Source organism: Flavobacterium enshiense (assembly GCF_022836875.1).
Taxonomy (GTDB): domain Bacteria; phylum Bacteroidota; class Bacteroidia; order Flavobacteriales; family Flavobacteriaceae; genus Flavobacterium; species Flavobacterium enshiense_A.
The window spans coordinates 1874689-1896511 of sequence record NZ_CP090376.1; the positions used below are offsets into that span (position 1 = coordinate 1874689).

At 37.7% G+C, this 21823-nt stretch carries 24 protein-coding genes; 9 read left to right on the forward strand and 15 right to left on the reverse strand.

From position 1 onward, the window contains the following. Window positions 1-8: 8 nt before the first annotated feature. Entirely contained in the window at window positions 9-713 is a 705-nt protein-coding gene (locus tag LZF87_RS08300) for a hypothetical protein (RefSeq protein ID WP_244338423.1), read from the reverse strand. Between the two features lie 344 nt (window positions 714-1057). Here LZF87_RS08300 and LZF87_RS08305 point away from each other — a divergent pair, with 344 nt between their 5' ends. Continuing rightward, window positions 1058-2245 (forward strand): M28 family peptidase, encoded by a 1188-nt coding sequence (locus LZF87_RS08305; RefSeq protein ID WP_244338425.1) that lies wholly within the window; start codon window positions 1058-1060, stop codon window positions 2243-2245. 30 nt (window positions 2246-2275) lie between these two features. Here the strand turns inward: LZF87_RS08305 and uvrA are convergent, their stop codons facing one another. Further along, window positions 2276-5062, reverse strand: a complete 2787-nt coding sequence (uvrA, locus tag LZF87_RS08310; RefSeq protein WP_244338427.1) for an excinuclease ABC subunit UvrA — start codon at window positions 5060-5062, stop codon at window positions 2276-2278. Between the two features lie 303 nt (window positions 5063-5365). Here uvrA and LZF87_RS08315 point away from each other — a divergent pair, with 303 nt between their 5' ends. Then, window positions 5366-5953: an RNA polymerase sigma factor gene (locus LZF87_RS08315; protein ID WP_244338429.1), complete on the forward strand. Its 588-nt coding sequence runs from the start codon at window positions 5366-5368 to the stop codon at window positions 5951-5953. Between the two features lie 51 nt (window positions 5954-6004). Then, window positions 6005-6148 (forward strand): hypothetical protein, encoded by a 144-nt coding sequence (locus LZF87_RS08320; RefSeq protein WP_023572132.1) that lies wholly within the window; start codon window positions 6005-6007, stop codon window positions 6146-6148. A 36-nt stretch (window positions 6149-6184) separates the two neighbouring features. Here the strand turns inward: LZF87_RS08320 and LZF87_RS08325 are convergent, their stop codons facing one another. After that, window positions 6185-6838: an endonuclease III domain-containing protein gene (locus LZF87_RS08325; protein WP_244338431.1), complete on the reverse strand. Its 654-nt coding sequence runs from the start codon at window positions 6836-6838 to the stop codon at window positions 6185-6187. Between the two features lie 34 nt (window positions 6839-6872). On the opposite strand from LZF87_RS08325, the gene bcp reads away from it, so the two are divergent. Beyond that, window positions 6873-7325: a thioredoxin-dependent thiol peroxidase gene (bcp, locus tag LZF87_RS08330; RefSeq protein WP_244338433.1), complete on the forward strand. Its 453-nt coding sequence runs from the start codon at window positions 6873-6875 to the stop codon at window positions 7323-7325. Window positions 7326-7379: 54 nt separating this feature from the next. On the opposite strand, the gene LZF87_RS08335 is transcribed toward bcp, so the two are convergent. After that, window positions 7380-8852, reverse strand: a complete 1473-nt coding sequence (locus LZF87_RS08335; protein WP_244338435.1) for a TonB-dependent receptor — start codon at window positions 8850-8852, stop codon at window positions 7380-7382. An 89-nt stretch (window positions 8853-8941) separates the two neighbouring features. Between LZF87_RS08335 and LZF87_RS08340 the strand changes: the two genes are divergently transcribed. The 3 genes from LZF87_RS08340 to LZF87_RS08350 are packed head-to-tail and all read left to right on the forward strand — an operon-like array spanning window position 8942 to window position 10756. Continuing rightward, on the forward strand, window positions 8942-9706 hold the full coding sequence (locus LZF87_RS08340) for an MBL fold metallo-hydrolase (protein ID WP_244338437.1): 765 nt from the start codon (window positions 8942-8944) through the stop codon (window positions 9704-9706). A 2-nt stretch (window positions 9707-9708) separates the two neighbouring features. Continuing rightward, on the forward strand, window positions 9709-10212 hold the full coding sequence (locus LZF87_RS08345) for a hydrolase (protein ID WP_244338439.1): 504 nt from the start codon (window positions 9709-9711) through the stop codon (window positions 10210-10212). A gap of 40 nt (window positions 10213-10252) precedes the next feature. Beyond that, window positions 10253-10756, forward strand: coding sequence for a hypothetical protein (locus tag LZF87_RS08350; protein WP_244338441.1), 504 nt, complete (start codon window positions 10253-10255; stop codon window positions 10754-10756). 24 nt (window positions 10757-10780) lie between these two features. Here LZF87_RS08350 and LZF87_RS08355 read toward each other — a convergent pair whose 3' ends face one another. The 7 genes from LZF87_RS08355 to LZF87_RS08385 form a co-directional block, all read right to left on the reverse strand. Then, a complete protein-coding gene (locus tag LZF87_RS08355; RefSeq protein ID WP_244338443.1) occupies window positions 10781-11431 on the reverse strand; it encodes an alpha/beta hydrolase in 651 nt (216 codons plus the stop codon). Between the two features lies 1 nt (window position 11432). Next, window positions 11433-11762 carry a DUF4870 domain-containing protein gene (locus tag LZF87_RS08360; RefSeq protein ID WP_244338445.1) on the reverse strand — a complete coding sequence of 110 codons (330 nt, stop codon included), beginning with the start codon at window positions 11760-11762 and terminating at the stop codon, window positions 11433-11435. 5 nt (window positions 11763-11767) lie between these two features. Next, window positions 11768-13021: a dihydroorotase gene (locus LZF87_RS08365; protein WP_244338447.1), complete on the reverse strand. Its 1254-nt coding sequence runs from the start codon at window positions 13019-13021 to the stop codon at window positions 11768-11770. Continuing rightward, window positions 13018-14946, reverse strand: coding sequence for a vWA domain-containing protein (locus LZF87_RS08370; RefSeq protein ID WP_244338449.1), 1929 nt, complete (start codon window positions 14944-14946; stop codon window positions 13018-13020). The genes LZF87_RS08365 and LZF87_RS08370 overlap by 4 nt, the downstream gene beginning before the upstream one ends. Window positions 14947-15086: 140 nt before the next feature. Continuing rightward, window positions 15087-16433, reverse strand: coding sequence for a DEAD/DEAH box helicase (locus LZF87_RS08375; protein WP_244338451.1), 1347 nt, complete (start codon window positions 16431-16433; stop codon window positions 15087-15089). 116 nt (window positions 16434-16549) lie between these two features. After that, window positions 16550-17314: a TIGR02757 family protein gene (locus LZF87_RS08380; protein WP_244338453.1), complete on the reverse strand. Its 765-nt coding sequence runs from the start codon at window positions 17312-17314 to the stop codon at window positions 16550-16552. Window positions 17315-17391: 77 nt separating this feature from the next. Continuing rightward, entirely contained in the window at window positions 17392-18075 is a 684-nt protein-coding gene (locus tag LZF87_RS08385; protein WP_244343806.1) for an ABC transporter ATP-binding protein, read from the reverse strand. A gap of 251 nt (window positions 18076-18326) precedes the next feature. On the opposite strand from LZF87_RS08385, the gene msrA reads away from it, so the two are divergent. After that, on the forward strand, window positions 18327-18869 hold the full coding sequence (gene msrA, locus LZF87_RS08390) for a peptide-methionine (S)-S-oxide reductase MsrA (RefSeq protein WP_244343807.1): 543 nt from the start codon (window positions 18327-18329) through the stop codon (window positions 18867-18869). A gap of 97 nt (window positions 18870-18966) precedes the next feature. Continuing rightward, window positions 18967-19266, forward strand: a complete 300-nt coding sequence (locus LZF87_RS08395) for a hypothetical protein (protein WP_244338455.1) — start codon at window positions 18967-18969, stop codon at window positions 19264-19266. Between the two features lie 12 nt (window positions 19267-19278). Here the strand turns inward: LZF87_RS08395 and LZF87_RS08400 are convergent, their stop codons facing one another. From LZF87_RS08400 to LZF87_RS08415, 4 genes are all read right to left on the reverse strand, one after another. Further along, window positions 19279-19608: a DUF6787 family protein gene (locus tag LZF87_RS08400; RefSeq protein WP_244338457.1), complete on the reverse strand. Its 330-nt coding sequence runs from the start codon at window positions 19606-19608 to the stop codon at window positions 19279-19281. Window positions 19609-19636: 28 nt separating this feature from the next. Next, a complete protein-coding gene (locus tag LZF87_RS08405) occupies window positions 19637-20104 on the reverse strand; it encodes a DUF6146 family protein (protein WP_244338459.1) in 468 nt (155 codons plus the stop codon). Between the two features lie 103 nt (window positions 20105-20207). Further along, a complete protein-coding gene (locus LZF87_RS08410) occupies window positions 20208-20759 on the reverse strand; it encodes a hypothetical protein (RefSeq protein ID WP_244338461.1) in 552 nt (183 codons plus the stop codon). Window positions 20760-20817: 58 nt separating this feature from the next. Beyond that, on the reverse strand, window positions 20818-21774 hold the full coding sequence (locus LZF87_RS08415) for a D-2-hydroxyacid dehydrogenase (protein WP_244338463.1): 957 nt from the start codon (window positions 21772-21774) through the stop codon (window positions 20818-20820). Between the last annotated feature and the right edge of the window lie 49 nt (window positions 21775-21823).

A 21823-nucleotide genomic window follows, 5' to 3' on the forward strand; every position in this document is an offset into this window, starting at 1 on the left:
TTATTCAACTATATTCTCTTGTTTTTTTCCATTACGGACTGTTCGTCTTTTTTAACGTCATCGCTTTCTTCTTCAGTCATTTTGGCTTTTGTGCCATCTGCTTTGTAGTAATAATAATCGTCCTCATTATATCCTGAACCACTGTCGTATCCATAATCTGTATCGTTATAATCATTTCCGCTGTATGTGTAGGGATTATAAGCATATCCATGGCTCCATCCGTTTACAAAACCGATTACATCGATGATGTGACCTCTTCTGTTGTATAGGATTCGCAGACCTCCAACTTGAGAAAGGGCAAAACTGTTATATCTCATATATACGGAACCTACACGTTTTACCCTATTGACCCCATCGTAATTGATAAATACGTTTCCGATACGTCTTACCCTGCCGAAGTTGTCATGCTCTACTCGGACACCATAGTTTGCCGGGCCATAACGACTTGAGGTGCGTGCACCGGGTGCTCCATAGGTTGTGTTTGCGGTTGCATGTTTTGGTCTGGATGGACGTGTGTTGAAATCAAATTGTCCGTCAGGGAAAACATAAAACTCGATTCCACGCTCCATAAACACGATTGGTTCTGCATTTCTGTAATCTGCAGTGTGGCGAGGACCTTTTCCGTTTGTATCAGAAAAAACAGGGTTTTCTGACGCATGAGCCATACTTCCTACCAGAAATACACTGGCTACTAAAAGAGTAATTTTTTTCATAATACAATAATTTTAATAGTTTACCTACTCGTAACGTTTTTCGGTTTCCACGTTTCTGATTTTATTCAGATTTTTATTTGATAAGCGAAGACCAATTTGCGTGCCAAAAAAGGAGTCGGTATTTTTAATGATGAAAAGTTGTTTTGTAAGTTGTTGATTGTTAGATTTGTGCGCTTTGTAAAAAATATTATTTTTCTTGAATATGGAAGAAATTCGTGAATTAAACGGTATGCTTTTTTAGAGGTTTTAGGGATGAAATGAAAAAATATGAAAAAAAGTGAATTGTTATAGTTTGATAAATTCGTAAACCAAAGCTAACTAACTTAACTGGAGTTGATAGATAAATGAAATTTTTTAAACGAAAAATCGCATTAGTTTTATTTGTGATTGGCAGTCTGCAAACCACCGCTGCACAGACTTTCATTCAAAGATATGCCGATGTTTCCAATCAGGCATCACAGGCCAATATTACCAATAATCTGATCCAATATGAAGCCCTTGGTGTGAAGCAAAAAGGAACCTCTGCACTGCAAAATACCTTAGATTGGTTAAAGAACAAGTATTTAAGTTATGGCTACGCCGCTGGACAAATGGTGGAAGACTCCTATTCGTATTCTGGAGTTACTTGTAAAAACCTAGTGCTGACAAAAGTAGGAACCGTTTATCCGAATACTTATGTAATTATTTGCGGGCATTATGACTCGATTACCGGGACCGGTACAAACGACAATGGCAGTGGTACAGTTGTTCTTCTTGAAGTTGCACGTTTACTGCAAAGTATTCCGACAGAATATTCTATTAAATTTATCAATTTCAGCGGGGAAGAAGATGGATTATACGGAAGTCAGCATTATGTGTCTTCTGTCGTTAATGGGACCACTCCTAAAATGGATATTAAATTAGTGTTCAATATTGATGAAGTAGGGGGTGTAGCGGGTATGGTGAACAACACCGTTACCTGTGAACGGGATACAGGAAGCCCAACATCTAACAATGCAGCATCTAATACTATTACTAGCGAACTAATTATGTGTGTTGGGTTGTATTCCCCGTTAAATACGTTTTTAAATTACGCTTACGCCTCCGATTATATGCCGTTTGAGAATAATGATGAAGTGATTACCGGTTTCTTTGAAAAGAATGAAAGCTCACATAGGCATACGACTACTGATTTACTCGTTAACATGGATCCACTTTATGTGTACAATATTTCAAAAGCAGCAGCAGGTGCCATGATGCATTTTGCAAAAGCAGGCACGACGCTTTCCACTAATGAGTACAATGCCGATTTTCAAATCAGTTTCTTTCCGAACCCCACAAAAGGAAAGCTGAATATTAATCTGGGTACACTACCGAAAAACAATTATACATTTTCGTTGACTGATATTCAGGGTAAAGAAGTTTATAAAGATTCTATTTTGGATGCGAAACAAATAGAAACCATAGATGTTTCACATTTCAGTAAAGGAGTGTATTTAGGAGTACTGGAAACTGATCAAAAAAGGATTGCGAGAAAAATAGTTATTGAATAATAGAAAAGACCTCAATTTAGAGGTCTTTTCTTATAGTTTTTCTTTTAGGTATTTTCCTGTTATGGATTTGGAATTTTTGACAATTTCCTCAGGTGTTCCGAAAGCAATCAGATTTCCGCCGTTTTCACCGCCTTCCGGACCGATGTCTATGATGTAATCAGCACATTTGATTAAATCCAGATTGTGTTCGATCACGATTATAGAATGTCCTTTCTCAATTAATGCGTCAAACGAAGCCAATAATTTTTTGATGTCGTGAAAATGCAATCCGGTTGTTGGTTCGTCGAATACAAATAAGGCTTTTTCTTTAGTTGCTCCCTTAACTAAAAACGATGCCAATTTGATACGCTGTGCCTCTCCGCCGGAAAGCGTAGAAGAGGATTGGCCCAATTGTACATATCCCAAACCAACATCCTGAAGCGGTTGCAACTTTTGAGTGATTTTGGTTTGTTTATGCTCACTGAAAAACGCAATCGCATCATCAATGGTCATCGTAAGGATGTCATCGATGTTTTTGTTTTCATAATTAACTTCCAGAATTTCTTTTTTGAAACGTTTTCCGCCACAGGTTTCACATTCCAGATGTACGTCGGCCATAAATTGCATTTCGATGGTTACCTCACCATCACCTTTACAGGTTTCACAGCGGCCGCCTTCCACATTAAAGGAAAAATGTTTTGGAAGATAGCCACGCATTTTTGATAATTGCTGTTTTGAGAATAAATCCCGAATGTCATCATAAGCTTTGATATACGTTACCGGATTGGAACGCGAACTTCTTCCAATCGGGTTCTGATCTACGTATTCGATGTGTTTTAACTGGGAAAAACTTCCTGCCAATTCTGTAAACTGACCTGCTTTTTCTCCAACACCTTCCAGTTTTTTCTGGATGGCCGGGAATAATATTTTTTTAACCAGCGTACTTTTTCCGCTTCCTGAAACTCCGGTAATTACCGTTAAGCATTCTAAAGGAAAAGTAACATTGATGTTTTTTAAGTTGTTTTCGCGTGCTCCGATTACATCCACATGATTTTTGAATTGTCGGCGTTTTTTCGGAACTTCAATCTCCATTTTTCCGCTAAGGTATTTTCCGGTAAGTGTGTCGGCTTTCAGGATTTCGTCGTAAGTTCCCTGTGCGACCAATTCACCCCCAAAAGTTCCTGCTTCCGGACCAATGTCAATAATCATGTCGGCCGCTTTCATTATGTCTTCGTCGTGCTCCACCACAATTACGGTGTTACCCAAATTGCGTAAATCTTCTAAGACCTTTATTAGTCTTTCCGTGTCTTTCGGATGCAATCCAATACTCGGTTCGTCCAAAATATACATGGATCCCACCAAACTGCTTCCTAATGAGGTGGCCAGATTGATTCGCTGTGATTCACCACCTGAAAGCGTTGCCGAATTTCGATTTAACGTCAGATAATTTAATCCGACTTCGTCCAAAAAGCGCAAACGGTTATTGATTTCAATTAAAAGACGTTTGGCAACTTTTTCATCGTATTCGGACAAAGTCAATCTCTTAAAGAATTCAATCAGGTTTTTAATTGGTAAATCCACCAAATCAGAAATGGTTTTTCCGTCTACTTGTATGTAATTTGCTTCCGGACGCAATCGTTTACCTTTACAGACATTGCATTTGGTTTTTCCGCGGTAACGCGATAACATCACACGGTTTTGAATCTTGTAGTTTTTCTCTTCCAGTTCATGAAAGAAAGCATCCAATCCTACAAAATAGCTGTTCCCGTGCCAGATTAAAGCCTTCTGTTCGCTTGATAATTCGAAAAAAGGTTTATGAATCGGGAAATCGAAATGATGGCTGTTGTTTACCAATTGATCTCTGTACCAGCCCATGCTTTCACCACGCCAAGGGTAAATGGCATTCTCATAAACGGAAAGTGCTGTATTAGGAATTACCAATTCTTCATCGATGCCTATAACGTTTCCATAGCCTTCGCATTTCGGACAGGCACCATACGGATTGTTAAAACTGAACAAGTGGATGTTTGGTTCCAGAAATGTGATTCCGTCCAATTCAAAATTATTGCTGAAAACAAATCGTCTTTCTGAATTTAATTCCTGCAGGTAACATTCGCCTTTTCCTTCATAAAATGCTGTCTGCACGGCATCTGCCAATCGGTTGTAAAATTCCTCTTCTTCTTTTACGATGATTCGGTCAATGATTAAAAGCACATCTTTGTTATCAAGCGAATGCTGGTCGATTTCATCCAGACGAACCATTTCATTGTCGACCAAAATACGTGCAAAACCTTGTTGCAGTAATACTTTTAACTTGTCTTCCAGTGCTCTTCCTTCCTCTAAATGGATAGGGGCGAGCAGCAGCCATTTACTTTCCAAATCGAAATTTTGAACTTCGGCAATAACATCGCTGACCGTCTGTTTTTTAACCTCGTTGCCTGAAACAGGGGAAAAGGTTTTGCCTATTCTGGCGTATAACAATTTAAGGTAATCGTAAATTTCGGTTGAAGTTCCAACGGTCGAACGCGCATTAGTTGTGTTTACTTTCTGTTCGATGGCAATGGCCGGTGCGATTCCTTTTATATAATCAACTTTTGGCTTGTCAAGTCGTCCTAAAAACTGACGGGCGTAGGAAGACAAACTTTCAACATAACGACGCTGTCCTTCAGCATAAAGAGTGTCGAAAGCCAAACTTGATTTTCCGGAACCTGAAAGTCCAGTAATAACCACAAGTTTGTTTCTCGGAATCGCAACATCCACATTTTTAAGGTTGTGAAGTTGCGCTCCTTTTATGATAATATTTTTCTTTGGCTCTAATGTTGTGATGTCAGTTTTCATAGAAAAATGTGGGTGAAATGCAAAGATAGCTAAAAACCAAATTTTGAGGAATTTGTTTCGGTATTATTAGTATTAAAAACGATATGGGTTTTATTTATGTATTGATTTTGAAAATTATTGTTTGAATCTGTGCATTTATTTTTTTAAAATTATTGTGTTGCCAAATGTTAAATTTTAAATTATTATTTGTAGGATAAAAACATTTATTACTATATTTGGTTAACAATAATTTATAAAGCATTTGCCTATCGTATAAAAATACTTTTTTAGAATTAATTCCCAAACCAAAAACTAAAAAGTATTATGACGGCCAATGTTGTACTTCCGGACGCAGTCCTCGTAAAAAATTATGTAGGCGGAGATGAAAATGCTTTAGCTACATTAATTGAGAGACACCAATCAAAAATTTACGGATTTATCTATTCTAAGGTAATGGACAGAGATGTTACCGAAGATATTTTCCAGGACACTTTTATTAAGGTCATCAAGACTTTAAAGACAAAAAACTACAATGAAGAAGGTAAGTTTTTACCGTGGGTGATGCGTATTTCCCACAATCTGATCGTGGATTATTTCAGAAAGACAAAGAAAATGCCTTTCAATAGAGATACAGAGGAGTTTTCAGTTTTCTCTCTTATGACAGACAACAGTCCGAATATTGAAAGCAAAATAATCACGGAGCAGGTTGAGGTTGATTTACAGCGTTTAATCAGTGAATTACCAGACGATCAGCGTGAAGTTTTGGTAATGCGTATTTATGACGATTTAAGTTTTAAGGAAATAGCAGATTTGACTGGGGTAAGTATTAATACTGCCTTAGGAAGAATGCGTTATGCCTTAATGAACTTGAGAAAAGTGATTGAGAAAAATCAAATAATTTTAACCAATTAAACAATATTTATAGGTGAGTTGCGTTATTCTTTTATAATTCATACTGAAGCAATGGCAAAACTCTACTCTAAAAAGAAAAAAGCAAATCCAAAAATGTCACCTAAAAAGGAAACTGTTAATTTTTTGCTCAACTATTCTAAGGCATTGAGTATTACAAAGGTGGGTGATTTAACTTTTGAGAATATTGCTAATTAGGAAAATGTCCCGGAATTGAAAATTTCGGGACATTTTTTATTTATTCTTGTAGTATTCGTCCAGGACCGATTTTCTGCCGATGCTTTTAGTGATGATGTCTTTTTCTAAGTTCCAACCGCGTGCCGGTGAATATTCCCTTCCGTACCAAATAATCTGAAGATGTAGATCGTTCCACAGTTCACGTGGGAAAATGCGTTTAGCATCTTTTTCCGTTTGCTGTACATTTTTACCATTGGTCAGATTCCAGCGGTACATCAATCGGTGGATATGTGTGTCGACCGGAAAAGCAGGTACGCCGAAAGCCTGGCTCATCACCACGCTTGCCGTTTTGTGTCCGACCGCCGGTAAAGCTTCCAGGTCTTCAAAACTCTGCGGAACTTCTCCATTGTGCTTTTCGATCAATATTTGCGACAAGCCATAGATTCCTTTTGATTTCATTGGCGAAAGTCCGCAAGGTTTAATGATTTCCTTAATTTCTTCCACCGAAAGTTTAACCATGTCATAAGGATTGTCTGCTTTTGCAAATAAAAGAGGCGTAATTTGGTTTACCCGAACATCGGTGCATTGTGCCGAAAGTAAAACAGCAATAAGCAGTGTATAAGGGTCTTTATGGTCAAGAGGAATAGGGATTTCAGGATAAATTTCGTTTAATGTTTCTATAACGAAGGCTACCTTTTCTTCTTTAGTCATTTTGATTACTTTTACGGCCAACAAAGATACATTTATGACAACATTAAAAAAAGGAGATAAGGCACCAAATTTTTCAGGGTTAGATCAGGACGGTATATCGCATTCATTAGCCGATTATACCGGAAAGAAATTGGTGGTTTTTTTCTATCCAAGAGCGAATACACCGGGCTGTATTGCTGAAGCCTGCGATTTAAGGGATAATTATGACCGTTTTATCTCAAATAATTATGTGCTTTTAGGAGTTAGCGCTGATAGTCAGAAGGCTCAGGGGAAATTTAAGAATAAATTCGATTTTCCATTTCCGCTTTTGGCTGATGAAGATAAAAAAGTAATTGAAGCATTTGGGGTTTGGGGGCCAAAGAAATTTATGGGAAGAGAGTTTGACGGCATTCACCGAACTACATTTATTATTGATGAAAACGGAATAATAGAAGATGTTATTTCAAATGTTAAAACTAAGGCGCATACTGCTCAGATTTTAGGTTAATCAAATTGCATCATATAAAAAAGAGGAAGTAAATATGCTTCCTCTTTTCTTTTTTTATTTTGTTGTGTTTTCTTCTAAAATGGTTTCTTCGTTGTAACCGAAAAGATTTTTTTTCTTGATGAGTTCGGCAATACCTTCCGGCAGCATGTCTTCCCATCCTTTTTTTCCTTTGCTTATCATTTTCAGTACTTCACGAGAGAAGATTTTAAGGTGATCCTTGTCGAAATCGGTAATGTCAAGTACCTTTCCGTTGTAGGCAAAGAATTTGTACAATTCTTTCATACGCGGATGAACTTTCAGATTTTGGGAGGTGAGGATTTCACCATCTTCAGATTCCATCGGATATAAGAACACTTTTAAATCGCGGTAGAACAATTTACCAAAAGCTTCCAAAATCCCCCCGCTTAAATGACGGTAATATTTTTCGTCGAAAATGTCAATCAGATTACTTACTCCCATGGTTAATCCCATACGGGCTTTTGTGTATTCTGAGAAGTATTCAACCACTTTATAATATTCCTGGAAGTTTGAAATCATTACGGTTTGACCTAAGGAACAAAGTAATTCGGCTCTGTCCATAAAATCTAGTTCGTCAATTTCCCCTTCAGAACGTAAATTAGACAAAGTGATTTCAAAAACTACTAAAGCATTTTCTTTTTCCACTTTTTTCTCCTGAAGGAACATTTCCAATGATTTCTCATACATGTCCATGTTTACCTTGGTAACCGGTCGGAAACTTCCTCGAAGTGCCAAAATGTTTTTCTTGTATAGTACAGCAGCCGGCAGTACGTTATTTCCGTCAGGGCCAAACATAACTGCATCAGTCATTCCGTTTTTGACCAATTGCAGACTCATTATTCGGTTGTCTACATCTTTAAAACGAGGGCCGGAGAAATTGATGGTGTCGATTTCCAATTGGTCTTTATCCAAATGGTCATATAAATAACGCAATAACTTTCTTGGGTCGTTATATTTGTAAAATGCCCCATAAATAAGGTTTACTCCTAAGATACCAAGGGTTTCCTGTTGTAATTTGGAATCGTTTTCTTTAAATCGAATATGAAGAATAATTTCGTTGTATTCTTCATTGGGTTCAACCTGGAATTTGATACCAACCCAACCATGGCCTTTAAATTGTTTTGCAAAGTCGATGGTTGTTACGGTATTCGCATAACTGAAAAACATTTTGTCCGGATGCTTTTCACGATTCAAACGTTCTTCAATTAGACGAGTTTCATGCGAAAGCATTTTGCGCAGACGGCTTTCAGTAACATAACGACCATCGTCTTCCACGCCGTAAATGGCATCACTAAAATCTTTATCATAGGCGGACATGGCTTTCGCAATAGTACCGGAAGATCCCCCGGCACGGAAAAAGTGTCTCACTGTTTCCTGTCCGGCTCCAATTTCAGCAAAGGTCCCGTAGATGTTTTTGTTGAGGTTTATTCGTAGTGCTTTATCTGCACTAGCGGGTATAACTTCAATTTCGCGATCTCCTTTTAATTTAATTTCGCCGCTTAAATTCATAATGATTCCATGTTATATTGACAAAGTTAGTAAAATAGCTATTTTTACAAAAGATAAATAATCCTATTTTTGTAAAAAACCATACAATTTTGAAAGTATATTTTTTAGGAACCGGAACTTCGCAGGGTATTCCCGTAATCGGCAGTCATCATTCGGTGTGTCTGAGCGACGATTTTAAAGATAAACGATTGCGCGTATCAGTGTGGATTCATTGGGAGGATTACTCTTATGTGATTGATTGCGGACCTGATTTCAGACAACAGATGCTGGCTTCAAAATGCCTTTCGATTGACGGAATACTGTTCACCCATGAGCATGCTGATCATACAGCGGGTCTGGATGATATCCGCCCGTTTAATTTCCGAAAAGGAGCCTTGCCTATTTTTGCGCAGAATAGAGTTCTTGTAAGTCTAAAAAAGCGCTTCGATTATATTTTTGAAACCGAAAATCGTTATCCAGGAGCTCCGTCTGTTATTGTAAATGAAATTGAAAATAATAAACCCTTCTTGATTGGAAATAAAATGGCAGAGCCAATTTCGGTCTGGCATGGAAGTTTACAGGTTTTTGGATTTAGAATAGAAGATTTCGCCTATTTGACGGATGTGAAAACCATCGATGAACCCGAAATTGAAAAGCTGAAAGGGGTTAAGGTATTGGTAATCAATGCGCTTAGGGAAGAACCGCACGCGACACATTTTAATTTGCAGGAAGCCTTGGATTTTATAGATTTGATACGGCCGGAACGCGCTTATTTAACACACATAAGCCACCTGTTAGGTTTCCATGCGGAAGTGGAGAAAAAATTGCCTAAAAATGTGTTTTTGGCCTACGATAATTTAGAAATTACTATTTAAAAATGAAAAGAGCAGTTTTATATTTATTTATTTTATCCTTGTTGTTCAATGTGTTTCAGTACATGAATTCAACAAAAATACTTAAAACACAAAGCAAAGAAATTGAAAATGCAAAGGCAAAAACCAAAATGGTAAGGGATTCATCCAATATCCTTTACAATCAGATGGTTGATGCTAATTATTTCTCTCTGGAAATGGACGATGAATCGATTAATTATTTTGAGAATTACAGCATTCCGGAACTGACAGAAAAAATTAAAAACGAAGTGCTGGCATTAAACGAGAAACCAAACGGTAATCCTTTGATTCCTTATGATCCGATTGATGGTAATAAATTCATTATCAATAAAATCAAATTATTGAATCACCGATGGATTATTGCAGATTTTTATTGCGGAAAGCTTCGTGGCGAAATTTTAATCAAATATTTCGTAAACGAAAATAAACCAACCGATTTTGAAACTGTCGAAACGATTTTACATGCCAATACCGCTCCTGTCCAATAAATTTGTAGTAAATTAGTCATTACTTAATTATTTTTTTGATATGAAATCAGCTTTATCAATAATCTTTGCAGTTATGCTGTTTACTTCCTGCGATCTTATTCTTAAGGATCATTCTAAAGATGGTGAAATTTTACTGGAGCCAAAGCCTGTAGTGCTAGGGACTGATAAAGATGAAAAAGGATGTGTGACTTCGGCTGGGTATGTTTGGTCGCAAACCAAAAACGGTTGCATTCGTGTTTTTGAAGAAGGTTTTCGATTGACTCCCTACCATTCCTCTGCAGACACAATAGATGTTGATGGAGAACAGGCGACATTAAACGCCTATGTTATCTTTAATGAAGAAAAATCTGTCGCCGAATTGTTTTTACCGGATTCTAAAAAATCCATTTTGTTACAACGGGAAAATGAAGCAGATCCTTATGTTAAAGATGATTGGAAACTGGAAGCCCAAAAAGGCTATGTTCTTAAAAAAGGCAATCAGATAGAATATGTTTCGGCTGCTGCTATAGAGAAGAAAATAACCGGCAGTGATACCGGTGAATAAAAAAAGCTCCGTATGGAGCTTTTTTTATTTATTGTTTTCTAACCAATTTTTAAAGTCATAAAAATTCTGAGGAGCCACGCCATGACCAACAGGATATTCTTTATATACGACATCCATTCCCAGGCTTTTTAAATATTCTGGTGCTTTTCTGGCCCAGTCTACAGGGATTACTTGATCGGCTGTTCCGTGTGAAATGAAGAATTTCAGCTTTCCGATATTGTTGTTTAGATAGTTTTCCTGAAGGATATCAAAATTTAGATAGCCGCTCAAGCCTACCACTCGTTGTACTTTTTCTGGATAGGAAAGCGCTACCGAATAACTTAAAATGGTACCCTGACTGAATCCAATCAAAGTTACATTTTCCGCATCTATAGGGTAGTTAGCTACTAATTCGTCTATGAATCCGGCAATTAAGTCACGGGAAGCTCTGGCTTCATCATTGTCGGAAAATTTGTTTTCATCCGCATCAAAATGAATCGCATACCATGCATTCCCATAAGGCGGAAGTGGGTAGGGCGCCCTTGCCGAAATCACAAAGTACTCTTCCGGTAATTCCTGCGCGAAGGAGAACAGATCTTCTTCATTACTTCCATAACCATGTAGTAATAACAGTAAAGGATTTTTTTCTTTTTTAACTTTTGGTTCTCTAACGAGATGATATAATGATAAATTCATGTTATGCTAAATTTTTAAACCATTTCTGGAAATACTCGCCTAATAACGGGATGACTTTCATTTCCCCCTGAATTGCTCCTACTAAGCCGTAAATCCAAAGTACGGAAAAGAAAATATAAAATGCTCCGGAAACCATCCAACTGTCAAAATTGCCTACAAAATAACCCAATACGTAGAAGGTGATATTAATTCCGAAAGCTTGACGGATATGAAAACCGGCAAACGGATTTTTGGGTTCCATATTCATGAAAATAGCAATAATGCTTCCCAAAATAGTGATGTAACTTATTATAGCGGTAGTTTTTCCTTCTTTTACAGAATTGTTTTCCATGGCGACTAGTTTAAAATTAATTGGCTGTTATTGTAGATTCCGAATGCTTTTCCTTTCATAGATTGTCCTAAAAATGCCGAGTTTTTTGATTTTGAAAGGATATTTTCTTTACCGAATTCCCAATTTCCGTTTGGAGTGAATAATGAAAGTGAGGCTTTGTTTCCTTCTTTTACTGCGATTTTTTCAATTCCGAAAACGTTTTTCCCGCTGGTTAATTTATCAATAATGATTTCCAAAGGTAACACGGTTTGCAGCGCTCCGAAAGCACTTTCCAATCCGATGGTTCCGTTTTTGGCATTGTCAAATTCCATTTTTTTGTGCTCGATATCCAACGGATTATGGTCAGAAGTAATCATATCAACTGTGCCGTCTAAAACACCTTCAATTAATGCTTTTCTGTGGTTTTCATCACGTAGAGGCGGTGTAACTTTATATCTTGTGTCAAATCCGGTTAAAACTTCATCAGTCAAGACTAAATTATGAACCGCAACGCTGCAGGAAACATTCAATCCTTTAGCTTTTGCAGCCTTAATCATTGCTACTGATTGAGCTGATGATATAGTTGGAATATGCATTTTTCCGCCCGTATATTCCAATAAAAACAAGTTTCTGGCAATTTCAAGTTCTTCTGCCAAAGCCGGAATTCCTTTTAGTCCTAAGCGTGTGCTTACCAAACCTTCATGAACCACTCCGTTTCCTCTGGTGGTTTTATCCTGACAGTAAGCCAGTACCAATCCATCGAAATCCTGAACATACTGTAAGCCAATCTTCAATATATTAGCATTATCAGAATTCTTGTTATAGTCTCCAAAAGCAACGGCTCCTGCATTTTTCATATCAAACATTTCAGCCAAATCGGTGCCTTCGCTGTTTTTGGTAAAAGCTCCGATAGGGTGTAATTTTGTGGCGAATCCGTTCGCTTTATTGAGTACGAAACTCACCTGCGATTGATTGTCGATCACAGGAAAAGAATTAGGCTGTAAAGCGATATTGGTAAAACCGCTTTTTGCTGCTGTTGAAAGTCCGTTCGCAATAGTTTCTCGGTCTTCAAATCCAGGTTCGCCAAAGGAAACCGATGCATCAAACCAACCTTGAGAAACGTGAAGGTCATCTAATTCAATTTCTTCAAGGTTATCTTCGTTGGAAAGGTTTTGACCTATTTTTACTATGATTCCGTCGATAATTTTGATGTCGGCTTTCTGATTGTGAAAAGCACTTTCTTTATCGATAATGGTTGTGTTTTTTAAAATTACGTTCATTTTACGAATTTTTGTATCAGTAGTTCGAGTACTAAAAATAGTAGTGTTGCCAGTATAAAATAGTTCCATACTTCGTTGCCGGTTCGGGCCGAATGGATGTCGTTAAAAACGGCTTCCACAGAAGTAACGGAAGTAAAATTATCAAATATATTGTCGTTTGTCAAACTCAGGTTGCTTTCGGTTCTGGGATGGTTGAAACTGATTTTTTTCATCACATCTTTGCCCTTCATCACAGAGAAATTACCCGATTGCTCCGGATAATCACCAAAAGTCAATTTGATTTTGTTGTTTAGGATTTGCTGCATCGGGATGAAATCGGAGTTGTCATTTGCAATGGTAACAACTTCGTCTTTAGATAATAATGCGTCTAGAACTAAATTTTGGTTTTCACCAATGGTAAATGCTGAAATACCTGTTTTCTGGTCGTTTTGTCCCATATTAAAGAAAGTAGGAACGATCAATGGCGAATTCCGGAAATTACTGTTTGTTTTGTTTATCGGAGCCGAGAAAACGTATAAGTTTCCTATTTTATTGGTTGCCGAACCCAGGAAAAATGATTGGTCAGCATAACTTAAAACGGGAGAAGCTTTGCTGTTTACGCTAAATGCTGCGTTTACTTTCGGATACTGAAAATTATCAGTTCTTTTTTCGAATACGGTTTGGTATAACGGATGAGTGAATGCAATTTTCGTAATCTGTTTTTCCTGATTTTGAAGAGAGCCGAATTGAATACCACTGAAATTACCTAAAAAAGCGTTCAGGTTTTGAGTTGTACTTTCTGCGGACGGAATCAAAACCACGTTACCGCCTTTTTCATAAAAAGCTTTTAGCGTAGTGGTTAATGCCTGCGGAATGTCTTTGATTTCATTCAAGATAATAATATCTTGTTTTTCAATTGCGTTGTAATCCAGTCCGTTGAGTTCTGTTGTTATGAGATTGAATTCATCAGGAGTATAAATTCGGGAAAGGAAATTGTTTTTCTGGCTTTCGCCGATGACAATAACGTTTGATTTTTCAGGCTTAGATATGCTGAAATAGTAGGAATTGTCGTAATTCAGGCTATTGTCCTCAATGGCTACATATCCATGGAAGTCCTTTTTGGGTAAATTAAATTGAACTGATTTCTTATTGTCTTCCAGTTTTACCACTGTTTTGGCCACCAGGTTTTTTCCGTTGTAAACCGACATCGGAATATCCTTTTCCAGTTCGCCAAATCCTTTTACGTCAACCTTTATTTCATAAAACGTTTCCGATTGGCCTGATATGGAAACCCCGTCAATACTCGCATTGTTTTTGTGTTCTGCAGATGGAATCCAATAATAAACCGGTGAGTTCTCACTAAGTTTTTCAAGATTCTTTGATTGCACGTTAACGGCATCGGTAATGACGAAAATATCCTTAGGCACATTGTGCTTTTTGGTTTCGATTTTGGTCAACAGGAAATCCAGTTGAAAAGGAGTAGAGCTGTATTGAAGGTTTTGCAGGTCTTTCTGGATTGATTTGATATCGGTATCCCAAAAAGTTTCGGTGTTGGTTACCAATGAAAAACGTTGGTCGCCGGGGGTGTCTTCCAATAACTCCTGAATAGAACGTTTTAATAATTCGCCACGGCTTCCTTTGGCCTGCATGGAAAAGGAGTTGTCCAGGATGATAATCATTTCGTTCCCGGAATGCTGACTGTCTTTTGCTTTAAAAAACGGTTGGGCGAAAGCAATAATCAAACATGCCAGCAGGAGCAAACGGGTTGCCAATAAAAGCCATTTTTTGATTTTCGAACTTTTTCGCGTTTGAATGCTAAGTTCTTTCAGGAAGCGAACATTGGTAAAATATTCGGTTTTAAAGCGTCGTAATTGAAACAAATGCACCAAAATTGGTATTACCAATAAAAAAAGGAAATACAGAATTTCGGGATGTTTGAATTGCATTTATTTTTAAAGATTTTTCAAAGATAACTATTTTTTAGTAATCACTCGCAGTCATATTTAAGTTTTCAGTCACAGTCGCAGTCGTAGTTTTTAGGTTTTTACTACTTGCTATAACTGTTTACTTAGACTGAAATCTGAGACTATTTCTTTTTTCTCTTCGCCGCACGTTTTCGTTCCACAGCACGATTGGTTGGTTTTGTTTTTCTTGGTTTTACTTTTCCGGGTCCGCCAAGATTGACCTGTTTATTCTTATCCGATTTCTCATGAAATGCAGCGCCACCTTCCAGTTTTACTTTTTTCATCAGGAATTTGACTTTCTTCTTGTCTTTTTCAAATTCCAATCGTTTTTCTTCGATTTTTACCTCTTCCGGAATCGGTAGGATTTGCAGTTCTTTTTCCATCAAAAGTTCGGCTTCCACCTGGAATTCTTCCTCTGTCGGCGCAATCATACTTATCGCGATACCTTCTTTATCGGCACGACCGGTACGTCCAATACGGTGTATGTATTGCTCGGGGACTTCCGAAAACTGCATGTTGATTACATGTGTAATATCTGAAATATCCAAACCACGCGCCATGATATCGGTAGTTACGATTCCACGAATTTCACCCGCCTGAAAGCTGGCCATCGTGTTCAAACGGTAATTTTGAGATTTATTGGAATGGATTACTCCAAACTGTCCAGGAAAATCTTCTTCGAGATGCTCCATTAAAATATCGGCAACTCTTTTGTTATTGATGAAAAGAAGGATGCGTTCCAAGGATTCGTCCTGCGTTAACAAATGTTTCAGCAAGTTGATTTTCGTAAGGAAATTGGGAACGTTATAAGCGAATTGCTGGATTTTCTCCAATGGTGTTCCCGATTGTGCCAGGGATACTTCTTCAGGAAAATCAAAAAACTCTTCCAAAATCTCATCAACTTCATCGGTCATGGTTGCCGAAAAAAGAATGTTTTGGCGTTTTGGACGCATCATTGCAAGGATGGAAGTAATCTGGAAACGGAAACCTAAATTCAGGATTTCATCGAACTCGTCAATTACCAATTTCTGCATTTCATCGAAACGAACCACATTGTCAAGGGCCAAGTCCATCATACGTCCTGGTGTTCCCACTAAAATGTCAACTCCTTGATATACTGATGTTTTTTGTGTATTGATGTTTACACCCCCATAAACTCCCAATACACGAACCGACATGTATTTGGTTAGTTTTTCCACTTCTTCCGCAACCTGAACTACCAGTTCACGTGTGGGAACGATAATAACAACTTTAGGCGTATGCGTCGGAGTAAATTTCCATTGTTTTAGAATGGGAAGTAAATAAGCATACGTTTTACCGGTACCGGTTTGCGCAATTCCCATTACATCCCTTCCCGACATAATTACCGGAAAAGATTTTACCTGAATAGGCGTAGGCGTAGTTATGCCTAAGTCGTCTATTGCTTTTTGTAGGGATTTTGGAAGATTGAATTGCTCGAAAGTACTCATAAAACGTATATTTTGTGCAAAGATACGATTTCTGAGTCAGTTATTGCCAATTGGTTGTTAATGTCGTGAATTGGGCATTATTCAGGGTAAGAAAAGATAAGATTATTTTATGGTTCTTAAAAACCTTCAAAAACGCCTAATCCAAATAAAGCGAAATCATATTTTACAGGATCTATAGGGTCGAGCTGCCTCAGATTTGTGTCTAGCTCTAAAAGTGCCTTGGCATCATTTTGTTTTCGTGTAAGCAATTCCAGTTTTCGGGCAACATTTCCCGAATGCACATCCAAAGGACATGAAAGTTTGGAAGGAGCGATGCTTTTCCAGATCCCGAAGTCGACACCCTTGTTGTCTTTCCGGCACATCCAGCGCAGATACATGTTGATTCTTTTGGCGGCAGAACCACTCAGAGGATTCGGTAAATGTTTTTCGGTTCGGGTTAAGTGATTGATTTCGAAGAATGTTTTTTTGAACTCGGATATGCTTTTCTGCATAGAGTTTTCTTCCTGATGCAAGGCAAAAGCGGTTTCCAGTCCGCCGTGATTTTTGTAAATGTTTTGCAGACTTTTGATGAATCCGATAAAATCTTGTCCATTGAATGTTCGATGTACAAAATTTTCAAGACGCTCCAAGTCTTTTTCGGTATGGCTCATCACGAAATCAAAAGGCGAATTTCCCATCAGATCCATTTTCTTTTGGGCATTTCTGATAATCATCTTACGGTTGCCCCAGGCAATGACCGAAGCCAGAAAACCGGCAATTTCAATATCTTCTTTCAAAGTATAGGAATGCGGAATCTGTATCGGATCACTTTCGATAAAATTCGGATTATTGTACAGTTCGACTTTCTCGTCGAGGAAAGATTTTAATTCAGAGTGATCCAAAGTTTGATAGAATAAAAGAGGCAATAGACAATAAGTTTATAGAGAAGATTGGAGAAAATCCATCCCAAAACTCATAACTAATGTAAAGGTCGGATTACTTCATTTCGGATATTACCATCGACCATTATCAGTTTTCTGTCGGCCATATTTGCCAATTCCTCGTTATGCGTCACAATTACGAAAGTTTGCCCGAATTCGTCTCTAAGTTTGAAAAACAACTGATGCAGATTTTCGGCTGAATGTGTATCTAAATTTCCTGAAGGTTCGTCGGCAAAAATAACTGCCGGTTTGTTAATTAAAGCTCTGGCAACAGCAACACGTTGTTGTTCCCCGCCTGAAAGTTCGCCCGGTTTATGGTCGTATCGGTGTGATAAGCCTAAATAATCCAATAAACGTTTTGCTTCCTCTTCGATTTCTTTTTTGTCTTTTCCTGCGATGAAAGCTGGAATACAAACGTTCTCAAGTGCCGTAAATTCAGGTAAAAGTTGATGAAACTGGAAAATGAATCCCAATTGTAAATTTCGGAATTTGGAGATGGCCCTATCGCTCATCTTCAGAAGATTTTCACCGTTGATGAACAATTCGGTTTCTTTCTCTGCAGTCGGCTTGTCGAGTGTACCCATAATTTGTAGCAAGGTAGTTTTTCCAGCCCCTGAAGCTCCAACGATTGATACGACTTCTCCTTTTTTGATATGAAGATTTACCCCTTTAAGGACATGCAGTTTGTCGAAATATTTATGGATGTTTTTTACCTTGATCATCATTCTCAATTTGTACAAAGAAACGAAGATTTGGCAAACTATTAAATCCAACCGTCCATAAAATTCGTAAGTGTGTTTATAAAGTTTAGTTAAAGAGACTTTGATGTTTAGTTATATAGGTATATTTGATAAACAAAATTGAGACTATGAAAAGTTTATTTTTTAGTTGTTTTGCGCTTGTTTTTATGTCTTGCGAAGGTAAAGACAAAGACAAGGTTGGTAGTGTCAGTAAAGAAAAAGAAATTGTGGTTATGGATAATCAAAAGCATGAAAAAGCAACATTTGCAGGCGGATGTTTCTGGTGTACGGAAGCACTTTTTTTGGAATTAAAAGGAGTGGAGAAAGTGATGCCGGGATATACTGGAGGAACGATTAAAAATCCATCTTATGAAGAAGTGTGTACAGGAACTACCGGTCATGCTGAAGCTATTCAAATTATTTATAACCCGGATTTGATTTCTTACGAAGATTTATTGGAGGTTTTTTTCGGGACACATGATCCTACAACGTTAAACCGCCAAGGAGCTGATATTGGTACGCAATACAGAAGTGAAGTATTTTACCATTCGGAAGCACAGCAAAAAGCGGCTGAGAATTTTATTCAGTTGTTGAACGATCAAAATTTCTATGGTAAAAAAGTGGTGACAAAAGTTTCCGCTGAAAAGGAATTTTATCCGGCGGAAGATTATCATCAGAATTATTACAACCGAAATAAAAATCAGGGATATTGTGTGGCAGTTATCAGTCCGAAATTGGACAAACTGAAAAAAAACTACAAATCGAAACTGAAATAAAGCCAAACCGATTTGTTAGGTTTATTTGAAAAGCAGTGAAAGAAGTGTGGTTTGAATTTTGGCATCGGATTTTTGCATGCATTGTAAAAACATCTAAATGACAGATACAGATATAGTAAAAACAGAAAAGAGTTCGCGAAACCGAAACCTGATTTTAGGTGTTATTTTCGATTTGATTGGATATGCTTCTTATGGGGTTCCGTTTTTAGCTGAAATTACCGATGTGGTCTGGGCTCCGATAGCTGGATTTGTATTGTCGCGTATGTATAAAGGAACTGTGGGAAGAGTAGGGGGTGTTTTAGAATTCGTGGAAGAGTTAATTCCGGGAACGGATTTCATACCGACATTTACGTTAACATGGATATATACTTATCTGATAAAGAAAGAGGAAAAGTAAACAGAAGGAGGCTTATTGGTCTCCTTTTTTATTTTCGAACGCGTCGGCAATAAACCCAAGTTTCATTCCGCGTAACATTTTGAAAACAAAATTTTTAAAGAAAGTATGTTGCCCAAATATTGTTCCGATAAGAACAAGCAAAACTTTATACACAGGTAAAATTATCAGGATATAAAGCGTCCAGTAAAATATCGGATGCAAATTATCTCTGGTAATACCTAACCATGTAAGAATGGGCTTCGAAAGAAAGGAAGCAGTGGTTCCGGTAATAGCAAAAACGATAAATATAATCGTCATCTGCCAATTACTTTTTATACCCCAACGTTGTTTTAAATTAGACATTTTTCAAAAATATGCCCAAAAATACAAATTATGGTCGAGGAGTAAAACCTCCTAAGCGAATATTATTTTTTAACTGAAAATAAACCAGATAATTATAAAGCAGATAATTTACTTCGTAACCGTAATCCGTTCCGGTATCATAATCAATATGCAGATTGAACAATTGTGAATCTAGGTTCGTTTTTGGTGAACGTACTCTATTGTTCCATTCGATTATCCAGGGAGCATTACGGCTTTCCAGTTGTTTTTGTGTATAAACCCCGCGCGGTTTAGCAGTTGATTGCAACCAGGGATTAAAACCGCCGTCGATAATTAATATCTCATACTTAATTTCTGGGTTTTTAATCCAAAGGGAGTCGCTTGCGGTATTATTAGATTTGTTTTCAGCAACAGTCTTCGCATTCGGGTTATTTTCAGCCACGGGCTTCGATGTCGAATTACATCCGAACATTATAGTAACCAAGGTTACGACAAATATGTAAATCAAGGTTTTCATCACTTCGGAATTTATTATAAAGTTACTAAAACTCAGGCAAAAGAAATATCTAATTAACAAAAAGCCAGACGTTAACGTCTGGCTTCTAGCTGTATACTTGATTTTATTTTCCGAACAGTTTGCTGAGAATTCCGCTTAAAAAACCGCCACTTTTTCCGGAAACGGCTGCAGAGGCATCACTGATGTCTACTTTTCCGTCCCTGTTTTGATCCAATCCAAACTGGCCGCCGTATTTAGTGATGGCATCCATTAATCCCTGTCCGCCTCCAATAGAGTTAACAATATCGGAAACATTAAATCCAGGCTGATTAGGATCATTGGCCTTGCCTATTAAAGAACCTAATACGTTCGGGATCATATTCCCGGCGACATCAGATGCAGCATCAGAACTTAAACCGAATTTCTGTCCCAAATTGCCCGAAAGTTGGTCGGTCAACTGTTTTACAACAGGATTTGAAGCGTCGATATTTCCTCCATTTAATAATCCTGCAATATCGCCTACATTGCCTTGAGCTGCCATATTTTGGAGCCCTAACAAAATACTGTTCCCGGTTTCGTTCATCACGGCCTCGTTATGCTCGTTTGGAACTGACGGATTTCTAACAATGGCATCTCCACCAAATTGTTTTACTAATTCTGATATCTGATCTAACATTGAAATAAATTTTAAAGGTTGGATATCAAATTTAGCAAAAAATATTTACAAATTTGAGTTAATCGTTCTTTAATAAACTGATAATCTGCATTGCCAGTTCTGTTCCGATTCGATCTTGGGCTTCCAACGTAGCGGCACCAATATGCGGAGTCAGGGAAATCTTAGGATGCATTAAAACCTGGATGGCAGGGGCTGGTTCTTCTTCAAAAACATCCAAACCTGCGAAAAGTACCTTTTCTTCGTCAAGGGCATCAATTAAAGCTACTTCATCAATTACACCACCTCTTGCACAATTAACGATACCAACGCCGTTTTTCATCATTGCAAATTCTTCACGTCCGATTAAGTGATCACCTACGGCAGGTGTGTGAACAGTTATGAAATCAGAATGTTTGAAGATATCTTCCAAAGGTTCTGTTTCGATGTTTACATTGATGAACTGACCGTTATAGAAATCTACTTTGATTACTGCTTCGTCCACGTGTTTGTCTGTTGCCAGAACTTTCATTCCCAAGCCAAGCGCCATTCTAGCCACTTCACGTCCGATACGGCCAAAACCAATGATTCCGATTGTTTTTCCGCGAAGTTCAATTCCGTTTGCATAGGCTTTTTTCAGATTATTGAATTGAGAATCACCTTCCAAAGGCATGTTTCTGTTGGCATCATGTAAAAAACGGACTCCGGAGAATAAGTGAGCGAAAACCAATTCAGCCACCGATTCCGAAGAAGAAGCCGGTGTATTGATTACGTGAATCCCTTTTTCTACTGCATGATCCACGTCGATATTGTCCATTCCAACACCACCGCGCCCGATTATTTTTAAAGAAGGACAGTTATCTATAATATCTTTGCGTACTTTGGTTGCGCTGCGAACTAAAAGTACCGAAATGTTATTGTTGTTGATATAATTGGCAACTTGTTCTTGTGCCACTTTGGTTGTTATAACTTCAAATCCAGCTTTTTCAAGAGCGATGACACCGCTTTCTGATAGACCGTCGTTTGCTAATATTTTCATTTTTTTATTTTGTTAATTAAGGAAAGAGGAAGGGAAAAGGGATAAGGGA